A 24157-nucleotide genomic window follows, 5' to 3' on the forward strand; every position below is an offset into this window, starting at 1 on the left:
CTTCAGGCCTTGCGCTTCACTTCTGCTGCGCGATCCACCGGTCGACCTTGGCTTCCAGCAGTTTCAAAGGCAAGGTACCGTCGCTGAGCACGACTTCATGGAATTTCGGCAGACTGAACTTGTCGCCCAAGGCAGCTTGCGCGCGCTGGCGCAGTTCGACGATCTTCAGCGAGCCGATCTTGTAGCCCAGCGCCTGTCCCGGCCACGCCATGTAGCGTTCCGTTTCGCTTTTCGCCACGGCGTCATAGCCGAGGGTATCGCGCATGTACTTGATGGTTTGCTCGCGCGTCCAGCCCTTGGTGTGCAAGCCCGTGTCGACCACCAGGCGCACGGCGCGCAGCATCTCGTCGTTCAAGTGGCCGAAGTACTGGGTCGGGTCGTCGAACAGGCCCATTTCCTTGCCCAGGGTTTCCGCATACAGGGCCCAGCCTTCCGTGAAGGCATTGTTGCCGCCGAAACGGCGGAAGTTCGGCAAGTCCATCTCTTGTACCAGCGCCAGATGGAAATGGTGGCCAGGCTTGCCTTCGTGCAGGAACAAGGTGGTCATGCCCGTGTCGCCATACAGTTTCGGATCGGTGACGACGGACCAGAATACGCCGGGGCGCGAACCGTCGGCGGCAGGCGCCGTGTAGTGGTCGGCGGCCGTGTCGCGGCTCAGTTCAGGTTCCAGGCGCAAGTCCAGCGGCGCTTTCGGCACCAGGGTGAACAGGGCGGGCAATTTGCTGTCGAGCAGCACGTTCAACTTGCGGTAGACGTCGAGTACTTCCTGCTCCGTCTTGAACGGGCGGTATTTTGCCTGTTCCGAGACCCACACGGGCAAGCCGGCGGCCGGGCCGGTGTAGCCCATCTTCGGTCCCACGATCGCGTATTGTTCCTGGATGCGCGCCACTTCCTTCAAGCCGATGGCGTGGATCTGCTCCGGTTTCAAATCCGTGGTGGTGCTGCCGGCCACGCGCGCCTGGTACCAGGCAGCGCCATCGGGCAGGGCGCTCCAGCCGCTGCTCGTGCGGCCGGCCGGCAGGTAATCGCGCTCCATGAAGGTGGACAGGCGCTGCAGCGCAGGCATCAGCTTGGCCGCGATGATGACGGTGTAGGTTTGCGTCAGGCGCGCCTTGTCGGCCTCGGAAAAGCTGGCCGGCAAGTTCTTGATGGGCGTGTAATAGACGCTGTCCTGCGGCGTGGCGCTGACGAGCTTTTTGAATTGCGGCAGGGCCGACTCCGTCAGCGCCTTCGGCAGCACGATGCCCTTTTGCATGCCGACTTTCATGTTGGCGATGGCCTGGTCTATCCAGCCCGGCAACTGGCCGATACGGCTCAGGTAAGCGTCATACTCCTTGACCGTGGTCAGCGGTTGCGATGCCTCGCCGCCCGCATAATTGGCCAGGGTGACGGGCATGCTGTCCATCTGGTTCAACGGCAGCAGGTATTCGGGGAAGCGCTCGAAGCTCAGCGCCGTCGCCAGTTCATAGTCGAGGATATCGTAGTTGATCTGGTCCTGGTGCGACAGCTGCGCGCGGGCAATGCTGCGCAGGGTCTTCTGGTACTGGCGGTACAGGGCGAACTGTTTTGCGCGCGCGGCAGGCACGATGGCTGAACCGAGCTGGTCGTCAAAACGGTTGTCGCCGCTTTCGGTGGCGTTGATCGGCTCGAAACGGGCCTGCGCATCGTAGTACTGGTCGGCCAGCACTTGCAACTGCTGCTTGGCTTTCGGCGCACTGACGGCCACGCTTTTGGCAATGGGCTGGACTGCTTGCGCCATGGGCGCGTAGGCGAGCAACAGGGAGATGGCCAGGGTGCCGAGGGTGCCGGCGGCAAAACGATGCTTCATGCGCGATGTCCTTTGTAAGGAGGGGAATGAACGGAGGCGTAGCGAGGTCGGGGTGGCCGGGGGCCGCCGGGGCGTAAGCATACGCCATTGCCCAGCACGGTTGGATAAATTGTATGAGGGGAATGTTGCTATTTTGCCGTAGGCGGGAGGGCCGCTTTCATCTGCTGCCAGCCGCTGCTGTGCAATGGCACGCAGGCGGGGCAGGGCGTGGCGGCGACCAGGCTTCGGATTTGTTGCGCGCGCGCCGCCGTCTGCGGGTGCGAGGAAATCCATCCCGGCACACTGGCCTTGTCCTTGTCATCGAGCTTCTGAAAAAAGCGCAGCATGCCGTCGGGACGGATCTGTGCGCGTTGCAAGGCGAGCAAACCCAGACGGTCCGCTTCCTCTTCCATGTCGCGGCTGAAATACAGGGTGCCGGCCTGGTGCGCCAGCATGGCGGCCACGGCGCTGATGTCGCCGATGGTCAGGCCCACCAGGGCGCCCCAGCCCAGGCTGCTGATCATTTGCCGCAGCGAATGGCGCTGTTCCACATGCTGTACTTCATGCGCGAGCACGCCGGCCAGCTCGCCCGGATCGCCCGCCTGGCGCAGTAAGCCCGTATGCACGACGATGATGCCGCCCGGCATGGCAAACGCGTTGACCGTGTCATCCTGCTTGACCAGCCAGCGGTACTGGTAGCGCGACCCCGCTGTCAGCTTGCGGCCGATCTCCTGCAGCGTTTGCTGCGCCACGCCGTGCTCGCTGATGCCGCCCTGCGCGCGCACTTGCGCCAGAGCCAGTTCACCCAGCTGCTTTTCCGTCGACAAGGGGATCCAACCCGCCAGCGCGCCGATGGCATGGCTACCCTGCCACCACAGCAGGGCGGCAGCGACAATGGTCGCGCCCGTCAAGCCAGCCAGCCAGCCCGACACTTGCCGTCGGTTGCGCTGGCGCTCGCTCCACAGGCGCTGCAGTTGCGGCTGCAGCGCGGGTGGCGCTTCGCGCAAGACGATGGCGATGTCGCTCGCTGTCAGCGGCTTGAGCGAGGCTTGCCGTCCTTGTGCGTCGAGCCAGTTCAGGAACAGTTCCGGCCCATCGATACCGCCCACGCTGACGACCAGCTGCGTCACATCCACGTTATGGCCGGGCGCGTCGATGGCCAGCTGCCTGCCGAAAAAATGCGCGCTGACGGGTGTGCCGGGGGCGCCGCCCTCGGGGCCGGTCAGCAGTGCCTGGAATGGCGTCATGCGGCCGCCTCGGCAAAGCGGCTTGCATATAAGGCCGCCATCAGGTCGGACTGGCTGATGATGCCGGCCAGGCGCTCGTCATCGTCGAGGATGGGAATATGGTGATAGCCGGCGTCGGCCATCAAGGGCACGAGGTCGATGATGGGCGTGCCCAGGCGGGCCGTGTGCGGCGACGGCGTCATCAGCTGGCCTACCACCTCGGGCTTGTCGCTGTGGGAAAGCCCGCTGCGCTGCAGCAAGCCGCGCAGGCGCTGGCGCATGCCCTGATAATCGTCGAGGCCGCCATGGCGCAGGAAATCCGTCTGCGTGATGATGCCGATGACGCGGCGTGCCCGGTTTAACACGGGCAAGGCGCCCACGTCGTGCTCGCGCATGGTGCGCCAGGCCACATCGAGCGGGGTGCCGAATTCCACGCTGAGCACATCTTTCGACATGATGTCGGTGCAGGTGACGACGCCGAAGCGGCGTTGGTAGGCGCGCATTTCCGTTTGCAGGAAGATGGCTTGCAAATCGTCGCGGCTGATGTCGAGCACTTCGCTGTGCTGGCGCAAGACCGCATCGAGGTCATCCGGCGAAAAGCCCAGGCGGTTGCTGGGCACGTCATCCCTGGTGGCGTGCGGATGCGGCGCGACCAGTTGCTGGATGTGCGGGTAGCGGCGTCCCGTCAGGTTGTTGTACAGCACGGCGCAAGCGACCAGCACGGCGGAATTGAACAGCACGGTGATGAAGACGAATTCAAAGCCGGCCGCATGCACGCTGGCACCGCCGACGACGGTGGTGAGCGCCACGGCGCCGCCGGGCGGATGCAAACAGCGCAGGGCAAACATGGCGCTGATGGCCAGGCAGGCGGCCAGCGCCGCCACGCCCACGCCAGATCCTAACCATTTGACGCAGGCCATGCCGACCAGGCCGGAGACGACATTGCCGCCGACCACCGACCACGGTTGCGCCAGCGGGCTCGCTGGCAGGCAGAACAGCAGCACGGCCGAGGCGCCCATGGGCGCGATCAGGTAGACGCTGGCGCTGTCGGGGGCCAGCAGGAAATGGCAGATGAGACCAGTCAGCAGCAAGCCGCAGATGGCGCCCGCGCAAGCGCGCGCTTGTTCGCGGCGGCTGCCGTTGTTCGGTTGCGGCAGCCAGCGTGCCAGGAAAGAAGTCGTCATGGGGAGGGCGCGTTCGGGCCGCGTTGCTCAGTGTGAGCCCGAGATTATCCCATGCGTTGCATTTCGCTGCCGGGGGCAGCAATCCCCGGCGCAGACCGCTTGCAAGCCGTGTTGCTCCAGCAAGTTCCAGGAGACCGCGATGATGGTAGGCTCTTTTGGTGCCGCTTATACGTTTTCCGCATAAGCACAGTGCAATTAAATGGTGGATATTTCCCACAAGCAGGCATATTCTAGACAATCACGCCCGCTGGCAGCTGTCCAGCTGGCCTCACGATTTCTTTCAGGAGTCCCGCATGCGCCTTTCCATTCTTCTTGCCAGCTTGCTGCTTGCCGGCACCGCCATTGCCGCCGCGCCGACACCGGCCAACCCGGTCGCCACGCCGCATTTGCCTTACAACGCGGCGGCCGACGCCAAGGCAGACGTGGCGCGCGCGCTGGCCGAGGCCAAGGCGGCGCACGTGCCTGTCTTGCTGATCTTTGGCGCCAACTGGTGCGAGGATTGCCGCGCGCTCGACAAGGCATTGAAGGAAGGCAAGAACGCCGAGTTGATGCAGCAGCAGTTCAAGGTCGTCAAGGTCGACGTGGGCAACTTCGACCATAACCTGGACGTGGCGCAAACCTATGGCAATCCGCTCAAGAAAGGCATCCCGGCTGCCGTGCTGGTATCGAGCGACAACAACCAAGTGCTGTACGCCACCAAGGGCGGCGAATTGGCGAATGCGCGCCGCATGAGTGAAAGCGGCATTTATGATTTCTTCAAGCAAGCGGCGAGCGTGAAAGCACCGGCGATGTAATTTCTTCCAGCTTGAAGACGCTGACCACCTGCGCCAGCCGGCCGGCCTGATCTTGCAAGGATTGGGCTGCCGCTGCTGCTTCTTCCACCAGAGCCGCGTTTTGCTGGGTCGCGTCATCCATTTGCGTGACGGTGGCATTGACTTGCGCGATGCCCTGGCTTTGCTCCTGGCTGGCTGAAGCGATTTCTCCCATCAGGTCGGCGACCCTCTGGACCGACACGACGATGTCCTGCATGGTGGCGCCGGCCGAGTCGACCAGCTTGCTGCCCGCTTCCACCTTGCTGCCCGAGTCGACGATCAAGTCCTTGATTTCCTTGGCCGCCGCTGCCGAACGTTGCGCCAGGTTGCGCACTTCTGTCGCCACTACGGCAAAGCCGCGGCCCTGTTCGCCCGCGCGCGCCGCCTCGACCGCCGCGTTCAGGGCGAGGATGTTGGTTTGAAAGGCAATGCCGTCGATCACGCCGATAATGTCGGCGATCTTGCGCGAACTTTCTGTAATCTCGCCCATCGTCTGCACGACTTGTCCGACCACTTCGCCACCCTTGACGGCGTGGCTTGAAGCCGATACCACCAGTTGGTTCGCCTGGCGCGCGTTGTCCGCGTTCTGTTTCACGGTCGATGTCAGTTCTTCCATGGCTGCCGCCGTCTCTTCCAGGCTCGATGCCTGGGTTTCCGTGCGTGCCGACAGGTCCAGGTTGCCCGACGCGATCTGGCTCGATGCGCTGGCAATCGCCCCGGTACTGTCGCGAACTTCGCGTATCGTTACGTTCAGCGATGCGACGAAACGGTTGAAGGCGGCAGCCAGTGCGCCAACCTCGTCTTCCGACTCGACGGGCATGCGGCGGCTGAGGTCGCCGTTCCCGCTGGCGATCTCGCTGAGCATGTCCGCTGCGCGCGCGACGGGGGCGGCGATGGCGCGGCTGATGACATAAATGATGCACAGGGCGATGCCGCCACCGACCAGCCCGGCGATCAGGGCGGCGATCAGGGCCGACCGCGTGACATTGCCCAGCACTTCCGCTTCCGGCACTTCGGCCATCACATACAGATTCAATTCCGGCACGAAGGACGCGGCGACGAGCTGCTTGCCGGCCGGCGCCGCATAACTGGCAAAGGTGTATTTGTTGCCGGTCAGCAGAGTCTTGCTCAATGCTGCAGTAAAGCCGGGCAAGTCCTGCAACTGATGCTTGCCGTCGGCCAGGGCCGGATCGCGGTGGATCAGCAGGTTGCCGTCGGCGCGTACCAGGTAGACATGGCCCGTCTGGCCGACCTTGTAGCTGCGGATGGTGTCGGCCATGGCGTCGACGCTCAAGCCCATGCCTGCAATGACGGCCTTGCCACCGGCCGTCTGGCCCCGCGCATTCAGGAACAGCATGAAACTGCCCGAGGCTGGATCGCGGTCCAGATTGATCGCGTACTGTTTGTTTTCGTCGAGCATGCTGAAGAACCAATGATCGGCTGCCTGTTGCTTGTCCAGTGTGCGGATCAGGCCCGCATCGGTCATGTACCTGGACGCAGTTTGCGAACTCCAGCTGACGACGGCTGCCTTGTTTTTTTCCTTGAGCATCTTCGCGTAGCGCTGGAAGGTCGGCAAGCCGCTGTCCGCCAGGTCCGCGTCTTCCCAGTCTTGCAAAAAGACATCATTGGCCATCGTTTGCACGACCGATAGCGGTTGGTTGATCTGGCGCAGCACATCATTGCGGATTTCGCCCACCTGGGCTGGCAGTTCCTGGCCGACGACGCGCTCGCGCACATAGTCGCTGCTCATGCGCACGCTGAGGAAGGATGAAATTCCCATGAAAAGCAGCAGGCATAAGCCCATGCTGAACATCAGTTTTTTCTGGATGGAGAGATGGCGAAGCAGATGCATGGAAGACCCTGGGAATGGGCCCGCGCGACCGGCAGAGGTTGCCAGAAGGGGACGGACAAGTGCGCAGTATAGCGACGGATAACAGGGATATAGCGGAGGTATGCCGTATTTAATGTGTTGTGTTGCTTTATGGTAACAAGCGCAAGCCGTTAACATGCGTGCTTTTCATGTCCACCTGCGCGGGGTGGAAAAACGTTCAGGCAGGCAAGCCGTGGGCGATCAATTCCAGCGGCAATTCCGTGCTGCATTTGATTTGTTCCATGGAAAAGGCGGACGACACGCCCGTCAGCTGTACGGCCTTGATGAGCTTTTTATAGAAGGTGTCATAACCCTTGATGTCGGTGGTGACGACTTTCAGCAGGTAGTCGATGTCACCGCTCATGCGGTGAAATTCCTGTACCTCGGGCAAGACGATGACGGCGGCGGCGAAGCGGCGCAGCCATTTTTCATCGTGCTGTCCCGTGCGCACGCTGACGAAGACGGTCACGGGCAAGCCCACTTTTTGCCGGTTGACGATGGCCACGCGACTCTCGATATAGCCCTCTTCCTCCAGGCGCTTGACGCGTTTCCAGCAGGGCGTGCTGGTCAAGCCGATCTTCTCGCTGAGAGCGGCGATCGACAGGGTGCCATCCTGCTGCAGGGCGGCGAGGATGGCGCAGTCGAATTTGTCGAGCGAGGTGTTTGGTGAATTCATTTTACTATTCAGATTTTTATAGCATGAACATGCTGCATAGTAGCGTAGTTGCAGTGTCTTTTGGCATATCTTCACGGCAGCGTGCCGGTAAACTATCCATACGTTCCAGCTACTTGCGCTGCACCCTTTTTAGAGAATACTCAGACTGCCATCATGAAAGAAATCTACCTCGACAGCAATGCCACCACTTGCGTGTTGCCCGCCGCCGTTGCCGCGGCCAGACAAGCGATGGAGCAGGGCTATGGCAATCCCAGCAGCACCCATGCCACGGGATTGCAGGCCAAGGCCATGATGGATGGCGTACGCCAGCGCGCCAGCGGCCTGCTTGGCGTGGGCGACGGCCGACTGATGTTCAATAGCGGCGCCACTGAAGGCATCCAGACGGCCGTGCTGTCGGCCCTGTGCGCGCTGCGCGAACGGCGCGCTGCGGGCAAGCACATCGGCAGCCTGCTGCTGTATGGCGCGACCGAGCACAAGGCCGTGCCGGAAAGCCTGGCGCACTGGAACCGTTTATTGGGCCTGAACCTGGAAGTGCGCAAGCTGCCCGTCGATGCACACGGGCGCCATGATCTGCAGGCACTCGATGCGCTGATCGGCGACGCGGCCATGCTGTGCACGATGGCGGCGAATAATGAAACGGGCGTCATCAGCGATTTGTCCGCCATCGCGCAACTGCTGCAGGAGCGTGGTGCGGACGCCTACTGGATGGTCGATTGCGTGCAGGCGCTGGGCAAGCTGAAACTGAACCTGGCCGCCACGCGCATCGATTATGCGCCGTTCTCCGGCCACAAGCTGTATGCACCGAAGGGCATCGGCATGCTGTATGTGCGCGCCGGCGCGCCATTTACACCGTTGATGATGGGCGGCGGCCAGGAAGCGGGCCTGCGCTCGGGCACGGAGAACATGGCCGGCATCGCCGCCCTGGGTGCCGTGCTGGCCGCGCTGGACGATGGCAAGACCTTCCGCAGCCATGCGGAACTGGCGGCTTTCCGCGCGCAGCTGGTGGCCAGCCTGGAACAGGCTTTCCCCGGCATCGTTTTCAATATGCCGTTCGACCTGTCCTTGTCGACGACGCTCAATTTTTCCGTGCCGGGCCTGTCCTCGAAAGAGCTGCTGGACCTGTTCGACGCGGCGCGCGTGCGCGTCAGCTCGGGCAGCGCCTGTTCCGCCGCCAAGGCCCTGCCCAGTTATGTGCTCGAAGCGATGCACGTGCCGCAATGGCGCGCCAGCTCGGCCATCCGTTTGTCGTTCGGCCCGCTGATCGATGCGGCGACGATAGCGGCCGCCTGCGCGCGCATCGAGCGCTGCGGCGAAGCGCTGCGCAGCAGTTGTCTGATGCCGTCGGCGCTGACGCCATCGCCGCAGGACGGCATAATCCAGCTGAGCGTCGATGGCCAGTGCACCTGGCTGCTCAGCGACGCTGCCAGCGCCAGTTGCGTCGTCATCGATCCCGCCGCCGCGCTCGTGCCGCGCCTGGCTGCCTTCATCCGTTGCCAGCACCTGGCCTTGCGCGCCATCGTGCACACGACGGCGCCCGCCGACCATGGCGTGGCGCGCCTGGCCTTGCTGCAGGAACTCGCTATCGAACAGGTGGGCCGCATCGATATCGACGGTGAGCTGGCACTGGGCCAGCAGCGTTTGCGCCGCATCGAGTGTGGCGAAAACCATGTGTATTTGCTGGGGCAGCGCTTCGCCTTCATCGGCACCCTGGCGCCCGAGGCGCTGAGGCCCTTGCTGGATGCGGCGCTGCTGACGCCGGACACCGTGCTGTGCGGCGCACGCGACGATGGCAGCATCTGCTGCACCGTGCGCGCCGCACGCGAAGACGCAGCCCCTGCGAGCGAACTGCAGCTCGATGCGGCCAGCTTGCCCGCTTTTCTGCGCCAGCATCCCGACGCCATCCTCGTCGACGTGCGCGAAGCGTATGAACACGCGGCCTGCGCCGGAACTGTGTTCGAGGGCTGCGCCGTGCACAGCGTACCGCTGAGTCGCCTGGCAGGGCAGGTGGCTGCATGGCTGCAGCAGCCTCAAAGCCCGCTGGTCTTTTTCTGCCGCAGCGGCAACCGCAGCGCGCGCGCTAGCGCCTGTCTGCGCCGCCTGGGCCATGCTGCGGCATGGCAACTCAACGGCGGTATGGCGATGGCGGAAGCGACGCGCCACCCGCTGGCCATCGCGGCCTGACGGGGCTGAAGTTTCTCCTCGGGAATGTTGCGCCGTGCCATCATTGGCACGGTGTCTCCGTTTATTTTCTCCCCTTCGTTTCCTCCCGGCATTTTTCCACCCTGAACGGGCTGATTTCTTTGCCTGCACGTCCCTAAAACCTCGGGTATGTACGCTAGCGCACGGTCTTGCCCGCAGGGCGCACCTACGATGAAGTTCAGAAAATCTCCCTATACCCTGAGATTCGTCGCAACGCTCCGGCGCTTCGCTTTCCGTCTTCGCCAGTGTCCGATCGTGTTCTTCCAGACTTGGCCAGCGTGACGGTGGCCGCCGGTTGCCTGCGCGCACCTAGCGAGGCCAAGTTGAAAGAGTACACCGCAGTCGTCACGCAGCAGATCAAGGAACGGCTTTCCAAATTCAAGGAAATCTTCCGCGACCATCCCCTTGCACCGGACAGTTTCGACGCTGCGCGCGACGATGCCTTGCCCCTGCGTTCCGAGTTATTCAGCGCCATGCAGATGGCCGCCCACGGCAAGCATGTGGCCGCCGGCCACGCGGTGGGCAAGCACCATGGCCGCGACCGCCTGCTGGCGCGCCTGGCCGACAATGCGGCCCTGATCACGGCCACCGTCAACGAACTGACGGCCACGGTGAAAAGCGGGCGGCAGGTTACGCCCGCCTCGGAATGGCTGCTGGATAATTTTTACCTGATCGAAGAGCAGATCCGCACCACGCGGCGCCATTTGCCGAAGAACTACAGCAAGGAGCTGCCACGGCTGACGTCGGGCGTGGACGCGGGCTGCCCGCGCGTGTATAAAATTGCGCTGGAAATCATCTCGCATGGCGATGGCCGCGTCGACCTGGAAAACCTGTGCCATTTCATCGAGGCTTACCAGGATGTCGCCACCCTGACGCTGGGTGAACTGTGGGCCGTGCCCATCATGCTGCGCCTGGCCCTGATCGAAAACCTGCGCCGCGTCGCCGCGCGTGTGGCCGATGACCGCATGCAGCGCGACTTGGCCAATACCTGGGCCGACCAGATGACGGACATCGCCGAGCGCAATCCCAGTGGCTTGATCCTGCTGGTAGCGGACATGGCGCGTTCGAATCCGCCGATGACCAGCGCCTTCGTGGCCGAATTGTCGCGCCGCCTGGGGGGACAAAGTTCCTCGCTGACCCTGGCCCTGTCGTGGCTGACGCACAAGCTGGCCGAGTCGGGCCTCACCATCGAGCAGCAGATCCAGTCCGAGATCGGGCAGCAGGCGGCCGACCAGGTGTCGATCGCCAACAGCATCGGCAGCCTGCGTTTTCTCGGCACCATGGATTGGCAGGAATTTGTCGAGACCATGAGCGTGGTCGAGCAGACCTTGCGCCTGGACCCGGCCGGCACGTATGGCTTGATGGATTTCGCCACGCGCGACAGCTACCGCCACGCCATCGAACGTATCGCCAGGCGCAGCGCGCGCAGCGAAGTGGACGTCGCCGAGATGGTGGTGCAGCTGGCGCATACGCACGGCAACGGCAATGACGCGCGCCGTGGCCACATCGGCTTTTACCTGGTGGGGCGCGGCGTGCTGGTGCTGGAAAAGCAGGCCGGTGCGAAGCTGCCTTTCATCGAGGCGCTGCAGCATACGGCGCGCGCCGCGCCGCTGGCCGTCTACCTTGGGGCCATCTCGTTCCTGGCCCTGGCGACGAGCGCCTTGCTGCTCGAGCGCGCCGTGCGCCATGGCGTGCAGGGCTGGCCACTGGCGGCGCTGGGCGTGCTGGCGCTGCTGGGCAGCAGCCAGCTGGCCGTGGCCGTGGTGAATTGGCTGGCAACCCTGATGACGTCGCCGCATCCGCTGCCGCGCATGGACTACCAGGCCGGTATTCCGTCGGACGGGCGCGGCATCGTGGTGGTGCCGACCCTGATCTACAGCGAGGACAACGTGGCTGCCCTGTGCGAGGCGCTGGAAGTGCGCTATCTGGCCAACCGCGATCCGAACCTGCGTTTCTGCCTGCTGACGGATTTTGTCGATGCGTCCGCGCAAACGATGCCGGGCGACGAGGCCTTGCTGCGCCAGGCGCAGGAGACCATCCGTGGCTTGAACGATAAATACCGCGTGGAAGGCGCCGAGTTCAAGGACAATGGCGAACCGGCCGACCCGGAAGAGCTGGGTCATGCGGGGCCATTCCTGCTGCTGCACCGTCCGCGCTTGTGGAATTCGCAGCAGAATGCGTGGATGGGGCAGGAGCGCAAGCGCGGAAAATTGTCCGACCTGCACGCGTTTTTGCGCGGCGGGGCACGCGACAAATTCTCGCTGGTGGAAGGCGAGTTGCGCGGCCTGCGCACGATCAAATATGTGATCACGCTCGACACCGATACGCAGCTGCCGCGCGACGCGGCGCGCGAATTCATCGCCACCATGATGCACCCGCTGAACCGTCCCGTGCTGGACGCGGCCGGCACGCGCGTGGTGGCCGGCTACGGCATCTTGCAGCCGCGCGTGGCCGTGGCGCTGCCCAGCGCGAACGCTTCGCGCTACGAGCTGCTGTGCGGCGGCGAACCGGGCATCGACCCCTACACGCGCACCGTCTCCGACCTGTACCAGGATGTGTTTTATGAAGGCTCCTTCATCGGCAAAGGCATCTATGACCTCGACATGTTCGAGCGCGTGCTGGGCCAGCGCCTGCCCGACAATAAAATCCTCAGCCATGATTTATTGGAAGGCTGTTACCTGCGCGCCGGCTTGCTCAGCGACTCGCAACTGTATGAAGAATACCCGGCCCGCTATGACGCCGACGTGAGCCGCCGCCAGCGCTGGATACGCGGCGACTGGCAGCTGATCGGCTGGTTGCTGGGCCGCGTGCCGGGCCGCGCCGGCAAGCGCGAACGCAATCCCCTGTCGATGCTGTCGCGCTGGAAGCTGTTCGACAACCTGCGCCGCAGCATCGTGGCGCCGGCCACCACCTTGTCCTTGCTGCTGGTGTGGGGTTTCTTGCCGCACGTGGTTTTCTGGAGCGTGGCGGTGCTGGCCATCATCTTCCTGCCGCCCGTTTTTTCGGCTCTGTACGATCTGCTGCGCAAACCGCGCGACACTCTGTGGCGCCAGCATTTGGCCGCGTTCGAGCGGCGCTGCGGCGTGCAGTTTTCGCATGCCATGCTGACCCTCGTCTTCCTGCCTTATGAGGCCTGGATCAGCCTCGATGCCATCGCCCGCACCCTGTGGCGTCTAGGCGTGTCGCACAAGCATTTGCTCGACTGGCGTGCCTCGAACCTGCATACGTCTTCCGGCTCGCAGGCAGACAGCTGGCGCGCCATGTGGTGCTCGCCCGCGCTGGCGCTGGCCACCTTTGCCGCCTTGCTGCACTGGCGCCCGGCAGCGTTGCCGGCTGCCGCCGTGGTGCTGCTGCTGTGGCTGGCCGCACCCGCCATCGCCTGGTGGATCAGCCGCCCCATCGAACGGGCCGTGGCGCGCCTGTCGGCCGAGCAGGGGCGTTTCCTGCATGGCGTGGCGCGCAAGACCTGGGCCTATTTCGAGACCTTCGTCGGACCGGACGATCACTGGCTGCCGCCCGATAACATGCAGGAGCATCCGAACCTGGTGGTGGCGCACCGCACCTCGCCGACAAATATCGGCCTGGCCCTGCTGGCCAACCTGACGGCCTACGATTTCGGCTATCTCACCATGGGCCAGTTGATCGAGCGCAGCCGCGCCACCTTGCGCAGCATGGGGGAACTGGAGCGCTTCCAGGGGCATTTCTACAACTGGTACGACACGCAAACGCTCAAGGCGCTGCAGCCCATGTACATCTCGACGGTGGACAGCGGCAACCTGGCCGGCCATCTGCTGACCTTGCAGCCCGGCCTGGTGGAACTGTATGACGCTCCCATCATGGGGCCACAGATCGTGGACGGCATCCGCACGACGGCGCAGGTACTGCAGGAATTCATTGCCGCAGAAGGCGAAGGCAAGGAGGTGCGCGCATCGCTGGCGCTGCTGCAGATGCCGGCCGCGCCAGCCAGTCTGCCCGAATGGCATGCCTACCTGAGTGCCGCGAATGGCGCGGCCGACGCACTGTTGTCGTTGACCTTGCAAAGCGACGATGGCGAGCTGGCCATGTGGAGCGGCGCGCTGGCGCGCCAGTGCCGCGCGGCGCTGGCCGAGTTGCTGCAACTGGCGCCGTGGGCGGCACAGGCGGGCCTCGATGCGGCGTGGCTGCGCGTGCCGACCCTGCGCGAACTGGCCAATCTGGAGACGACGGAAGGCTTTCCTTCCGAGCTGGCCGCATGGCTGGCGCAAGGCCGCGAACAGGCGGGCCGTCACATGCGCGACATCGCCCACGCGGCGGGCCAGGCGCGCGACTTCGCGCAGATCGAATACGGCTTCCTGTACAACCCGTCCACAAAACTGCTGGCCATCGGCTACAACGTCAGCGAACGGCGCCTGGACCCCAGCTGCTACGACTTGCTCGCATCCGAAGTGCGCCTGGCCAGCTTCATTGCCATCGCCCAGGGCCAGCTGCCGCAGGAGCACTGGTTTGCGCTGGGCCGCCAGCTGTGCATGGTGGCGGGCCAGCCCGTGCTGCTGTCGTGGAGCGGCTCGATGTTTGAGTATCTGATGCCGCTCCTGGTGATGCCGAATTATCCGAATACCCTGCTCGACCAGACCTACCACTCCGTCATCGAGGCGCAGATCGACTATGGTCGCCAGCGCGACGTACCGTGGGGGATATCCGAATCCGGCTACAACACGGTCGACGCCAGCCTGAATTACCAGTACCGCGCCTTTGGCGTGCCGGGACTGGGCCTGAAGCGGGGCCTGGCCGACGACCTGGTGGTGGCGCCGTACGCCAGCATGATGGGCTTGATGGTGCAGCCGGAAGCGTCGTGCCAGAACCTGCAGCGCATGCAGGCGGCCGGCTACATGGGCCGCTACGGCTTCTTTGAAGCCATCGATTTCACCACGGCGCGCCTGCCGCGCGGTCAGGGCAGCGCCATCATTCGCTCGTTCATGGTGCATCACCAGGGCATGGGCTTTTTGGCCCTCAGCTATCTGCTGCACGACCGTCCGATGCAGCGCCGTTTCGAGTCCGATCCGCTGCTGCAATCGGCCTTGCTGGTGCTGCAGGAACGTACGCCGCAGGCAGGCGCGTTTTACTCGAACACGGCCGAGCTGGCGGTGCTGCGCAGCGGCGCGTCCGAGCAGGCCATGCCGATGCGCATCCTCACGCAAGCCAACAGCGCCGTGCCCGAAACGCAGCTGCTGTCGAATGGCCGCTACCACGTCATGGTGAGCAATGCGGGCGGCAGCTACAGCCGCTGGAAAGACCTGTCCGTGACGCGCTGGCGCGAGGACAGCACGCGCGACAACTGGGGCAATTTCTGTTATTTGCGCGACCTCGACGACGGTGCCGTCTGGTCCACCATGTATCAGCCGACGTTGGCCGAGCCGAAGAAGTACGAAGTGATTTTCTCCGAGGGGCGCGCGGAATTTCGCCGTGCCGACCATGGCCTCGACCTGTACACGGAAATTGTCGTCTCGCCCGAGGACGACATCGAAATCCGCCGCACGCGCATCAGCAACAATTCGAACCGCCAGCGGCGCATCGAGATCACCAGCTTTGCCGAAGTGGTGATGGCGCCGGCGGCGGCCGATGCGGCGCATCCCGCGTTCAGCAAGCTGTTCGTGCAGACGGAAATCCTGGCGCATGAAAATGCGATTTTATGCACGCGCCGGCCCCGCTCGAAAGACGAGCAGATGCCGTGGCTGCTGCATGTGATGACCGTGCACGATATCGAACACTATGCCGTGTCGTTCGAGACGGACCGCGCGCGCTTCATCGGCCGCGGCAACACGGCGCAGCTGCCGCTGGCGTTGCAGGAGAGTGGTCCGCTGAGTGGTGGCCACGGTTCCGTGCTCGACCCCATCGTGGCCATCCGCTACGTCATCACGCTCGAACCGGACCAGGCGGTCACGGTCGATAGCGTGACCGGCATGGTGGAGCAGCGCGAGGCGGCGCTGCACCTGATCGACAAATACCAGGATCGCCACCTGGCCGACCGCGTGTTCGAACTGGCCTGGACGCACAGCCAGGTGGTGCTGCGCCAGTTGAATGCCAGCGAAGCGGACGCGCAGTTGTATGCGCGCCTGGCCAATGCCGTGATCTACCCGAATGCGACCCTGCGTGCCGAGGCCGGCATCCTGATCAAGAACCAGCGCGGCCAGTCCGGCCTGTGGGCGTATGCCATTTCCGGCGACTTGCCCATCGTGCTGCTGCAGATACGCGACGTGGCCAATATCGAACTGGCGCGCCAGATGGTGCAGGCGCATGCCTACTGGCGCCTGAAAGGATTGATAGTCGATCTGGTGATCTGGTACGAGGACCAGTCGGGCTACCGCCAGCTGCTGCACGACCAGATCATGGGGCTGATCGCCTCGGGCATCGATGCGCAGGCGATCGACCGCCCGGGCGGCATTTTCGTGCGCCTGGCCGAGCAGATTGCCAACGAAGACCGCATCTTGCTGCAATCGGTGGCGCGCGCCATCATCAGCGACTTGCGCGGCACCCTGGCCGAACAGGTCAAGCGCCCGCCCAGTCCCGTGCTGCGCATGCCGCCGCTGCTGCAGGATTCTGCCCGTGAACAGGGCGGCGTACCGTACCGGGCGCCAAAGCGCGCGCTGATCCTGGAAAATGGCCTCGGTGGTTTTACGCCCGATGGGCGCGAATATGTGATCACCACGGGAGAAGGCACACAGACGCCGGCGCCATGGTCGAACGTGCTGGCCAACGCGCAATTCGGCACCGTGGTGTCGGAAGGCGGCCAGGCGTATACCTGGAGCGAGAATGCGCATGAATTCCGCCTCACGCCATGGCAGAACGACCCTGTCTCCGACCTGTCCGGCGAAGCGTTTTACGTGCGCGACGAGCAAACCGGCCAGTTCTGGTCGCCATCGGCCCTGCCGGCGCGCGGCAGCGGCGACTACGTGACGCGCCATGGCTTTGGCTACAGCATTTTTGAACACAGCGAGGGCGGTATCGCCACCGAATTGTGCACCTATGTAGCGCTCGACGCGGCCGTCAAATACTCCGTCATCAAGGTGCGCAACGACAGCGGCGTGCCGCGCCGTCTGTCCGTCACAGGCTACGTGGAATGGGTGATGGGCGACCTGCGCGCGAAGTCCTGCATGCACGTGGCGACCGAGGTCGACACCATCAGCGGCGCGCTGTTTGCGCGCAATAACTACAACACGGAGTTTTCAGGCCGTGTCGGCTTTTTCAATACCGACGCCAGCATCCGCTCCATCACCTGCGACCGCAATGAATTCATCGGCCGTAACGGCAGTCTGGCGCAGCCGGCGGCGCTGCGGCGCGTGCGCCTGTCCGGCAAGGCGGGCACGGGGCTGGACGCGTGCGCAGCGATCCAGGTGCCGTTTGAACTGCAGCCGGGGCAGGAGCGCGAAATTGTCTTCATCCTCGGCGTGGGCGGGCGCCGCAATGCCGACGCCAGCACCATGGTGCAGCGCCATGCGGGCAAGGATGCGGCACGCGGTGCGCTCGACGCGGTGCGCGCGCACTGGGAGAGTACCTTGGGCGCCGTGCGCATCGAAACGCCCGATCCGTCGCTGGACGTGATCGCCAATGGCTGGCTGATGTACCAGACCATCGCCTGCCGCCTGTGGGCGCGCAGCGGCTATTACCAGTCGGGCGGCGCCTACGGTTTCCGCGACCAGCTGCAAGATGCGATGGCCATGATCCACACGGCGCCGCAGCTGCTGCGCAAGCACTTGCTGCTGTGCGCGGCGCACCAGTTTGTCGAGGGCGACGTGCAGCACTGGTGGCATCCGCCGTCGGACCGGGGCGTGCGCACGCATTGCTCCGACGATTACCTGTGGCTGCCGCTGGCGGCCTGCCGCTATGTGATCGCCACGGGTGACGTCAACGTGCTGTCTGAAGTGGCCCCCTTTATTGAAGGGCGCGCCGTCAAGCCGGAGGAAGACTCGTATTACGACCTGCCCGTGCGTTCGGGCGAGTCGGCCGACCTGTACGAGCACTGCGTGCGTGCCATCCGCCATGGCTTGCGCCTGGGCGTGCACGGCTTGCCCCTGATGGGCTCATGCGATTGGAACGACGGCATGGACAAGGTGGGCGAACACGGCAAGGGCGAGAGCGTGTGGCTGGCCTTCTTCCTGTACGAAGTGCTGCAGCGCTTCGCCGAGGTGGCCGTGCTGCGCGGCGATGCGGCGTTCGCCCAGTTCTGCCGCGACGAAGCCGTGAAACTGGCGGCCAATGTCGAGGAACATGCGTGGGATGGCGAGTGGTACCGGCGCGCGTATTTCGACGACGGCACGCCCTTGGGATCGCACACCAACGAGGAATGCCAGATCGATTCGATTTCGCAAAGCTGGGGCGTGCTGTCGGGCGCGGCCAACAAGGAGCGCGTGGCCGGCGCCATGCGCCAGGTCGATGCGCGCCTGGTGCGCCGAGATTCCGGCGTGATCCAGCTGCTCGATCCGCCGTTCGACAAATCCGATCTCAATCCCGGCTATATCCGCGGCTATGTGCCGGGTGTGCGCGAGAACGGCGGTCAGTACACGCATGCGGCCATCTGGACGGCGATGGCGTTTGCCCGCATGGGCGATGGCGAAAAAGCGTGGGAACTGCTGCGCATGATCAATCCCGTACGCCATGGCGTGGATGCGCAGGCGGTGCAACGCTACAAGGTCGAGCCGTATGTGGTGACGGCCGACGTGTATGCCGTGGCGCCGCACGTGGGGCGCGGCGGCTGGAGCTGGTACACGGGGTCGTCGGGCTGGCTGTACCGGCTGATCGTTGAATCCCTGCTGGGCTTGACGCGCGAAGCGAACATGCTGCGCCTGCTGCCGACCATGCCGGCCGAATGGGACAGCTTCAAGCTGCATTACCGCTTCGGTGCCAGCAGCTATGCCATCACGGTGGAAAAGGCACAGGGGCGGCCCGCAGGACTGTCGCTCGATGGCGTGGCGCAGGAGGGCAACAGCATCGCCCTGCGCGACGAGGGCCGCGAGTATGCGGTGCTATTGCTGGTGTAGTCTTGTCCACGTCTCAAGAAAGCGCGCTGACCGTTCAGGATCAGCGCGCCGGTATGCATGTTGCCGACATTGGTCAGAAGCCCAAAGCCGCGCCCGCGCCCAGCAGGGTCGCCACGCCCAGCACGGCAAACACCAGCGCCGCGATGCCGTGTACCAGTCGCAGTGACACGCGGTTGGCGATCTTGTCGCCCAGGTACACGGCCGGCACGTTGGCCAGCATCATGCCGAAGGTGGTGCCCAGCACGACGGAAACAATGTCGTGGTAGCGCGCCGCCAGCGCCACGGTCGCCACCTGCGTTTTATCTCCCATTTCCGCCATGAAGAAGGCGATCAGGGTGGTCAGGAAGACGCCATACTTGGCCAGCTTCGTCTCGTCTTCGTCGAGCTTGTCGGGGATCAGGGTCCAGGCGGCCATGGCCAAAAAGGAGACGCCGAGTACCCAGCGCAGCACGTCGGGCCCCAGCATGCTGGTGATCCAGGCGCCGACGGCGGCGGCAAACGCGTGGTTGGCGATGGTGGCGACGAGAATCGCCAGCACGATGGGCAAAGGCTTGCGGAATTTGGCCGCCAGCAAAAAGGCCAGGAGTTGGGTTTTGTCGCCGATTTCAGCGAGACCGACGATGCCGGTGGAGATGAGGAATGCTTCCATGAGATTGCAAGAGGTACGCGGGCCGGACGAATTAACCAATGATCCATGGGCGACTCCGGCCCATGCCGCCGCCCTGGATCAATGGTCTCGTCAAGTTCTGCAACCACCTGCACCATGGCCTGCGGGCCAATTATGTTGATACAGGTTCCCGCGGCAAGACCGCGGGACGACTACTCCCCAATGTTCGAGGCGCATCATACGCCAATGCCCGTGCTGGCGCCAGTGCTGCCGGGGCATGGCACTGGCTGGTGTGTGGGACTTCCACAACAATGAGCGATTTGCAAACAGACTCGACTTAGAATGCAGTCTGTCCTCGACTCCCAGATGGAATGCGCCATGCCGGTCCTTGTCCGCTTGCTTGCCTTGTGTTTGACCTTGTTTGCTCCCTTGCCCGGCCTGTGCGCCGCGGCGCCCTTCGACGACAAGTTCCGCCAGCTGGAAGAATTGCTGCCCACGCCGAATAACTACCGCACGGCGTCCGGCGCGCCGGGCCACGCCTACTGGCAGCAGCGCGCCGATTACGTGATCCGCGCCACCTTGGACGAAGCGCGCCGCGAAATCACGGCCAGCGAGCAGATCACCTACCACAACCGCTCGCCGGACAGCCTGGCGTATCTGTGGCTGCAGCTGGACCAGAATGGCTTGCGCCAGGATGCTGACCAGCGCCGCGTCCTGAGCGCGCCGTCGCGGCAGGCCTGGCTCAGCGGCACCGAAGAGGAAGCGCTGAAATTCGAAGACTTGCGCGCCCTCCATGCGGGCCGAGAATTCGACGGCGGCTTCAAGCTCACCGCCGTGAAGGCAGCCAGCGGCAAGCCGCTGCCGTATGTGGTCAACCAGACCATGCTGCGTATCGATTTGCCGGTGGCGCTGGCACCCGGCCAGAGCATCAGCTTTGGCATCGACTGGTCCTATAAAATTAATGACCAGAAGGTGCTGGTCGAGCGCTCCGGCTATGAATATTTTGAAGACGACAAGAACACGATTTTTCAGATCGCACAGTGGTTTCCACGCATGGCCGCGTATTACGATGCCGTTGGCTGGCAACACAAGCAATTCCTCGGCTCCGGTGAATTCACGCTGGAGTTCGGCGACTACGAGTTGTACCTGACGGTGCCGGGCGACCACGTGGTGGCCGCCACGGGCGAGCTGCAAAATCCTGCCAGCGTGTTGAGCGCGGCGCAGCGCGAACGCCTGGCGCGCGCAAAAAACAGCAATACGCCGCTGCTGGTGATCACGCCCGCCGAAGCGCTGGCGGCGGAAAAGGGCCGCGCGGCGGGCATGAAAACCTGGCACTTCAAGGCGGCCAATGTGCGCGACGTGGCGTGGGCGTCGAGCCGCAAGTTCATCTGGGATGCGCAGGGGCTGGACAGCGGCGGCAAGCGCGTGATGGCCATGTCTTACTATCCGAACGAGGGCAACCCGCTGTGGCAGCAGTACAGCACGCGCGCCGTCGTGCACGCGATCGAGCAGTACAACAAGTACAGTTTCGACTATCCGTATCCGAACGCGATTTCCGTCAACGGCGCCGTGGGCGGCATGGAGTATCCGATGATTGCGTTCAATGGCGGGCGCCCCGTGAAGGACAAGAAGACGGGCGAACTCACGTATTCGAAGACGGCAAAATATGACCTGATCGGCGTGATCATCCACGAAGTGGGACACAATTACTTCCCCATGATCGTCAACTCGGACGAGCGCCAGTGGACGTGGATGGACGAGGGCCTCAATTCCTTCCTGCAGTACCTGGCCGAGCAGGCGTGGGAAGAGCATTTCCCGTCCTGGAATGGCGAGCCGCGCAAGATCGTCGACTACATGCGCAGCCAGAACCAGGTGCCCATCATGACCAATTCCGAGTCCTTGTTGCAGTTCACGGCGAACGCCTACGACAAGCCGGCCACGGCGCTCAACATCCTGCGCGAAACCATTTTAGGACGCGAACTGTTCGACTTCGCCTTCAAGCAGTACGCCTTGCGCTGGAAGTTCAAGCGGCCCACGCCGGCCGACTTTTTCCGCACCATGGAAGACGCTTCCGGCACCGACCTGGACTGGTTCTGGCGCGGCTGGTTTTATACCACCGATGCGGTTGATATCAGCATCGACGGCATCAGCGAATATGGCGTGAGCACGAAGAATCCGGAAACGGAAAAGGCGTGGAAGAAGGCGCAGAAGGCGGCGCAGCCGATTTCGATCTCGGACCAGCGCAACAAGGCGTTGCCGAAGAAGGTGGAGCTGGACCCCGCGCTGAAGGATTTCTATAACCGGCACGATGACTTCACGGTCACCAACAAGGACCGCAACAGCTATGCGGAAGAGCAGGAAACGCTGGAGCCGTGGGAGAGAAAGCTGCTGGAGCAGCGCAACATGGGCAAGCATCTGTACCTGGTCGATTTTTCGAACATCGGCGGCCTGGTGATGCCGCTGATCCTGGAAATCGAACTGAAAAGCGGCAAGAAGATCATCGAGCGCGTGCCGGCCGAAGTGTGGCGCTATGCGCCGCACAAGATCAGCAAGGTCATCGTCACGGACGAGCCGATGGTGGGGCTGGTGCAAGACCCGTACTGGGAGACGGCTGATATCGACACCAGCAACAACGCCTGGCCGAGAAAAATCACGCCATCGCGCCTGGAGTTGTTCAAGCTGGACCGCGACAAGAATAACCTGATGAAGGATTTTAATACGCCGCTGAAGGCGCCCGAGGCCAAGCCCGAAGTCCGGCCAGATACGAAATAGGAAAAAAGCGCCGGCCAGCCCGGCGCTTTTTTCTGCCGGCCTGCGCCGGAAGTGCTATTCTGCGCGACGCCCCGGCGCACACGGACCGGGGCTTTCGCAAATCATTCAAAAGACGACCATGCAAACTTTGACCTTCCTGCGCGCGCTGGGCTGTGCGCTACTTTGCCAGGTGACCCTGGCAGCGCACGCCGATCCCCTCAGCTACGCGCGTTACGACCAGGTGCGTACGCGCGACCTGCAGCTGGACCTGAAAGCCGATTTCAAGCAAAAAACGCTCTCCGGATATGCCGAGCTGTCACTGAACTGGATCGACCCGGCGGCGCGCACCCTGGTGCTCGATACGCGCGATTTGTCGATCGCGAAAGTGCAGGTACAGGACAAGCGCGGCGCATGGCAGATGGCGCCGTATCAGCTGGACAAGGCCGACCCGGAAAAGGGCCAGGCGCTGCGCATCACCACCACGGACCAGCCGGGCAAAGTGCGCGTCTACTATCACACGGCGCCGAACGCCATCGCGCTGCAGTGGCTCACGCCGCAGCAGACCATGTCGGGCAAGCTGCCTTTCATGTTCAGCCAGTCGCAAAGCATCAATGCCCGCTCGTGGGTGCCATCGCAGGACACGCCGGCCGTGCGTTTTACCTACAGCGCGCGCATCGATGCGCCAGCGGGCATGCGCGTCGTGATGAGCGCCGAGAATGACGACAAGGCGACGGGCAAGGGCGGCTGGAAATTCAGGATGCCGCAGCCGATTCCATCGTACCTGCTGGCCATTGCCATCGGCGAACTGGAAGTGCGCAAACTTGGTCCCCGTTCGGCCGTGTATGCCGAGCCACCGCGCATCAAGGCGGCCGAATACGAGCTGGCCGACACGGAAAAGATGATCCAGGCGGCCGAAGCGCTGTACGGGCCGTATGGTTGGGGACGCTATGACATGATCGTGCTGCCGCCATCGTTCCCCTACGGCGGCATGGAAAACCCGCGCCTGACCTTCCTTACGCCGACCATGATCGCGGGCGACCGCAGCCTGGTCGACCTGATCGCGCATGAACTGGCCCACTCGTGGTCGGGCAACCTGGTCACCAACGCCTCGTGGAAGCACATGTGGCTCAACGAAGGTTTCACCACCTATGTCACCACGCGCATCGTCGAGCAGTTGTATGGCAGCGAAGTGGCGCAGATGGGCGTGCAGGTCGACCAGGAAGAACTGGCCGCCTCGATCCGCGAATTGCCGGCGGCGAAAACGGCGCTGATCACGCGCGATGCGGACGCCAACCCGGCGGAAACGTACACGGATGACGGCATCATTTATCCGAAGGGCGCCTGGTTCCTGGCCACCATGGAACGCCGTGCCGGCCGCGCCGTGTTCGATCCTTTCCTGCGCGGCTGGTTCGACCAGCATGCGTTCCAGAGCGTGACGACGGAGCAGTTCATCGCCTACCTGCGCAAGAACCTCCTGGCGCAGCATCCGGACGTGATGCCGCCAGCGGAACTCGATGAATGGCTGTATGGCACGGGCGTGCCGGCCAGCGCGCAGCGCGTCGTCTCGCCGCGCCTGGCGCTGCTCGACCAGCACCGTGACGCCTGGCTCAAGGGCGAGCTGTCCACCAAAGACCTGGGCATGGAAAAGTGGATCGCCATCGAATCGATGCACTTCCTGAACGACATCAATAACAAGGCCAGCGCGGCGCAATTGCGTGAACTGGACCAGGTCTACGGCGTGGGCAAGAGCGGCAACAATGAAGTCGCCTACCGCTTTTATCTCGCTGCCGTGAACGCCGGCTACGACGTGCGCCAGCCCTTGCAGGCATTCCTGATGAGCGTGGGTCGCCAGAAGTTCGTCGTGCCCCTGTACGGCGCCTTGATGAAGACGCCGCAAGGCCATGCCTGGGCCAAGGACGTGTATGCGCAGGCGCGTGAACGCTACCACCCGGTGACGCAGGAAAGCGTCGATAAATTGATGGCCGCGCAAGCGCATTGAACCTTATTTGGA

General features: G+C 63.7%; 11 protein-coding genes and 1 riboswitch. Of the genes, 5 read left to right on the plus strand and 6 right to left on the minus strand.

The annotated features are described in order from the left end of the window. Positions 1-16: 16 nt before the first annotated feature. The 3 genes from ACP7EG_RS09565 to ACP7EG_RS09575 all read right to left on the minus strand — a co-directional run bounded on the left by ACP7EG_RS09565 (position 17) and on the right by ACP7EG_RS09575 (position 4217). Positions 17-1828, minus strand: a complete 1812-nt coding sequence (locus ACP7EG_RS09565; protein ID WP_426087431.1) for a DUF885 domain-containing protein — start codon at positions 1826-1828, stop codon at positions 17-19. Between the two features lie 128 nt (positions 1829-1956). Next, positions 1957-3054 (minus strand): M48 family metallopeptidase, encoded by a 1098-nt coding sequence (locus ACP7EG_RS09570; RefSeq protein ID WP_426087432.1) that lies wholly within the window; start codon positions 3052-3054, stop codon positions 1957-1959. Beyond that, entirely contained in the window at positions 3051-4217 is a 1167-nt protein-coding gene (locus ACP7EG_RS09575; RefSeq protein ID WP_426087433.1) for an HPP family protein, read from the minus strand. Before ACP7EG_RS09575 ends, ACP7EG_RS09570 begins: the two co-directional genes overlap by 4 nt. Positions 4218-4510: 293 nt before the next feature. Between ACP7EG_RS09575 and ACP7EG_RS09580 the strand changes: the two genes are divergently transcribed. Next, on the plus strand, positions 4511-5011 hold the full coding sequence (locus ACP7EG_RS09580; RefSeq protein WP_426087434.1) for a thioredoxin family protein: 501 nt from the start codon (positions 4511-4513) through the stop codon (positions 5009-5011). On the opposite strand, the gene ACP7EG_RS09585 is transcribed toward ACP7EG_RS09580, so the two are convergent. Both ACP7EG_RS09585 and ACP7EG_RS09590 read right to left on the minus strand, forming a co-directional pair. Then, a complete protein-coding gene (locus ACP7EG_RS09585; RefSeq protein WP_426087435.1) occupies positions 4974-6881 on the minus strand; it encodes a methyl-accepting chemotaxis protein in 1908 nt (635 codons plus the stop codon). The genes ACP7EG_RS09580 and ACP7EG_RS09585 overlap by 38 nt on opposite strands. A 196-nt stretch (positions 6882-7077) precedes the next feature. Then, the gene (locus ACP7EG_RS09590; RefSeq protein ID WP_426087436.1) at positions 7078-7575 is read right to left on the minus strand and encodes an Lrp/AsnC family transcriptional regulator; all 498 of its coding nucleotides are present in this window, start codon (positions 7573-7575) and stop codon (positions 7078-7080) included. A 153-nt stretch (positions 7576-7728) separates the two neighbouring features. Between ACP7EG_RS09590 and ACP7EG_RS09595 the strand changes: the two genes are divergently transcribed. Both ACP7EG_RS09595 and ACP7EG_RS09600 read left to right on the plus strand, forming a co-directional pair. Then, positions 7729-9756, plus strand: a complete 2028-nt coding sequence (locus ACP7EG_RS09595; RefSeq protein WP_426087437.1) for an aminotransferase class V-fold PLP-dependent enzyme — start codon at positions 7729-7731, stop codon at positions 9754-9756. Positions 9757-10160: 404 nt separating this feature from the next. Further along, positions 10161-18788, plus strand: coding sequence for a GH36-type glycosyl hydrolase domain-containing protein (locus ACP7EG_RS09600; RefSeq protein WP_426087635.1), 8628 nt, complete (start codon positions 10161-10163; stop codon positions 18786-18788). A 73-nt stretch (positions 18789-18861) separates the two neighbouring features. On the opposite strand, the gene ACP7EG_RS09605 is transcribed toward ACP7EG_RS09600, so the two are convergent. Further along, positions 18862-19437, minus strand: coding sequence for a TMEM165/GDT1 family protein (locus ACP7EG_RS09605; RefSeq protein WP_096233392.1), 576 nt, complete (start codon positions 19435-19437; stop codon positions 18862-18864). A 21-nt stretch (positions 19438-19458) separates the two neighbouring features. Next, a riboswitch (yybP-ykoY riboswitch) is annotated at positions 19459-19628 on the minus strand. A gap of 145 nt (positions 19629-19773) precedes the next feature. Between ACP7EG_RS09605 and ACP7EG_RS09610 the strand changes: the two genes are divergently transcribed. Then, the gene (locus tag ACP7EG_RS09610; RefSeq protein ID WP_426087438.1) at positions 19774-22167 is read left to right on the plus strand and encodes a M1 family aminopeptidase; all 2394 of its coding nucleotides are present in this window, start codon (positions 19774-19776) and stop codon (positions 22165-22167) included. Positions 22168-22285: 118 nt separating this feature from the next. Next, positions 22286-24145, plus strand: a complete 1860-nt coding sequence (locus tag ACP7EG_RS09615; protein ID WP_426087439.1) for a M1 family metallopeptidase — start codon at positions 22286-22288, stop codon at positions 24143-24145. Positions 24146-24157: the final 12 nt, after the last annotated feature.

The organism is Janthinobacterium sp. PSPC1-1 (assembly GCF_049897625.1).
Classification (GTDB): Bacteria; Pseudomonadota; Gammaproteobacteria; order Burkholderiales; family Burkholderiaceae_D; genus Janthinobacterium; species Janthinobacterium tructae.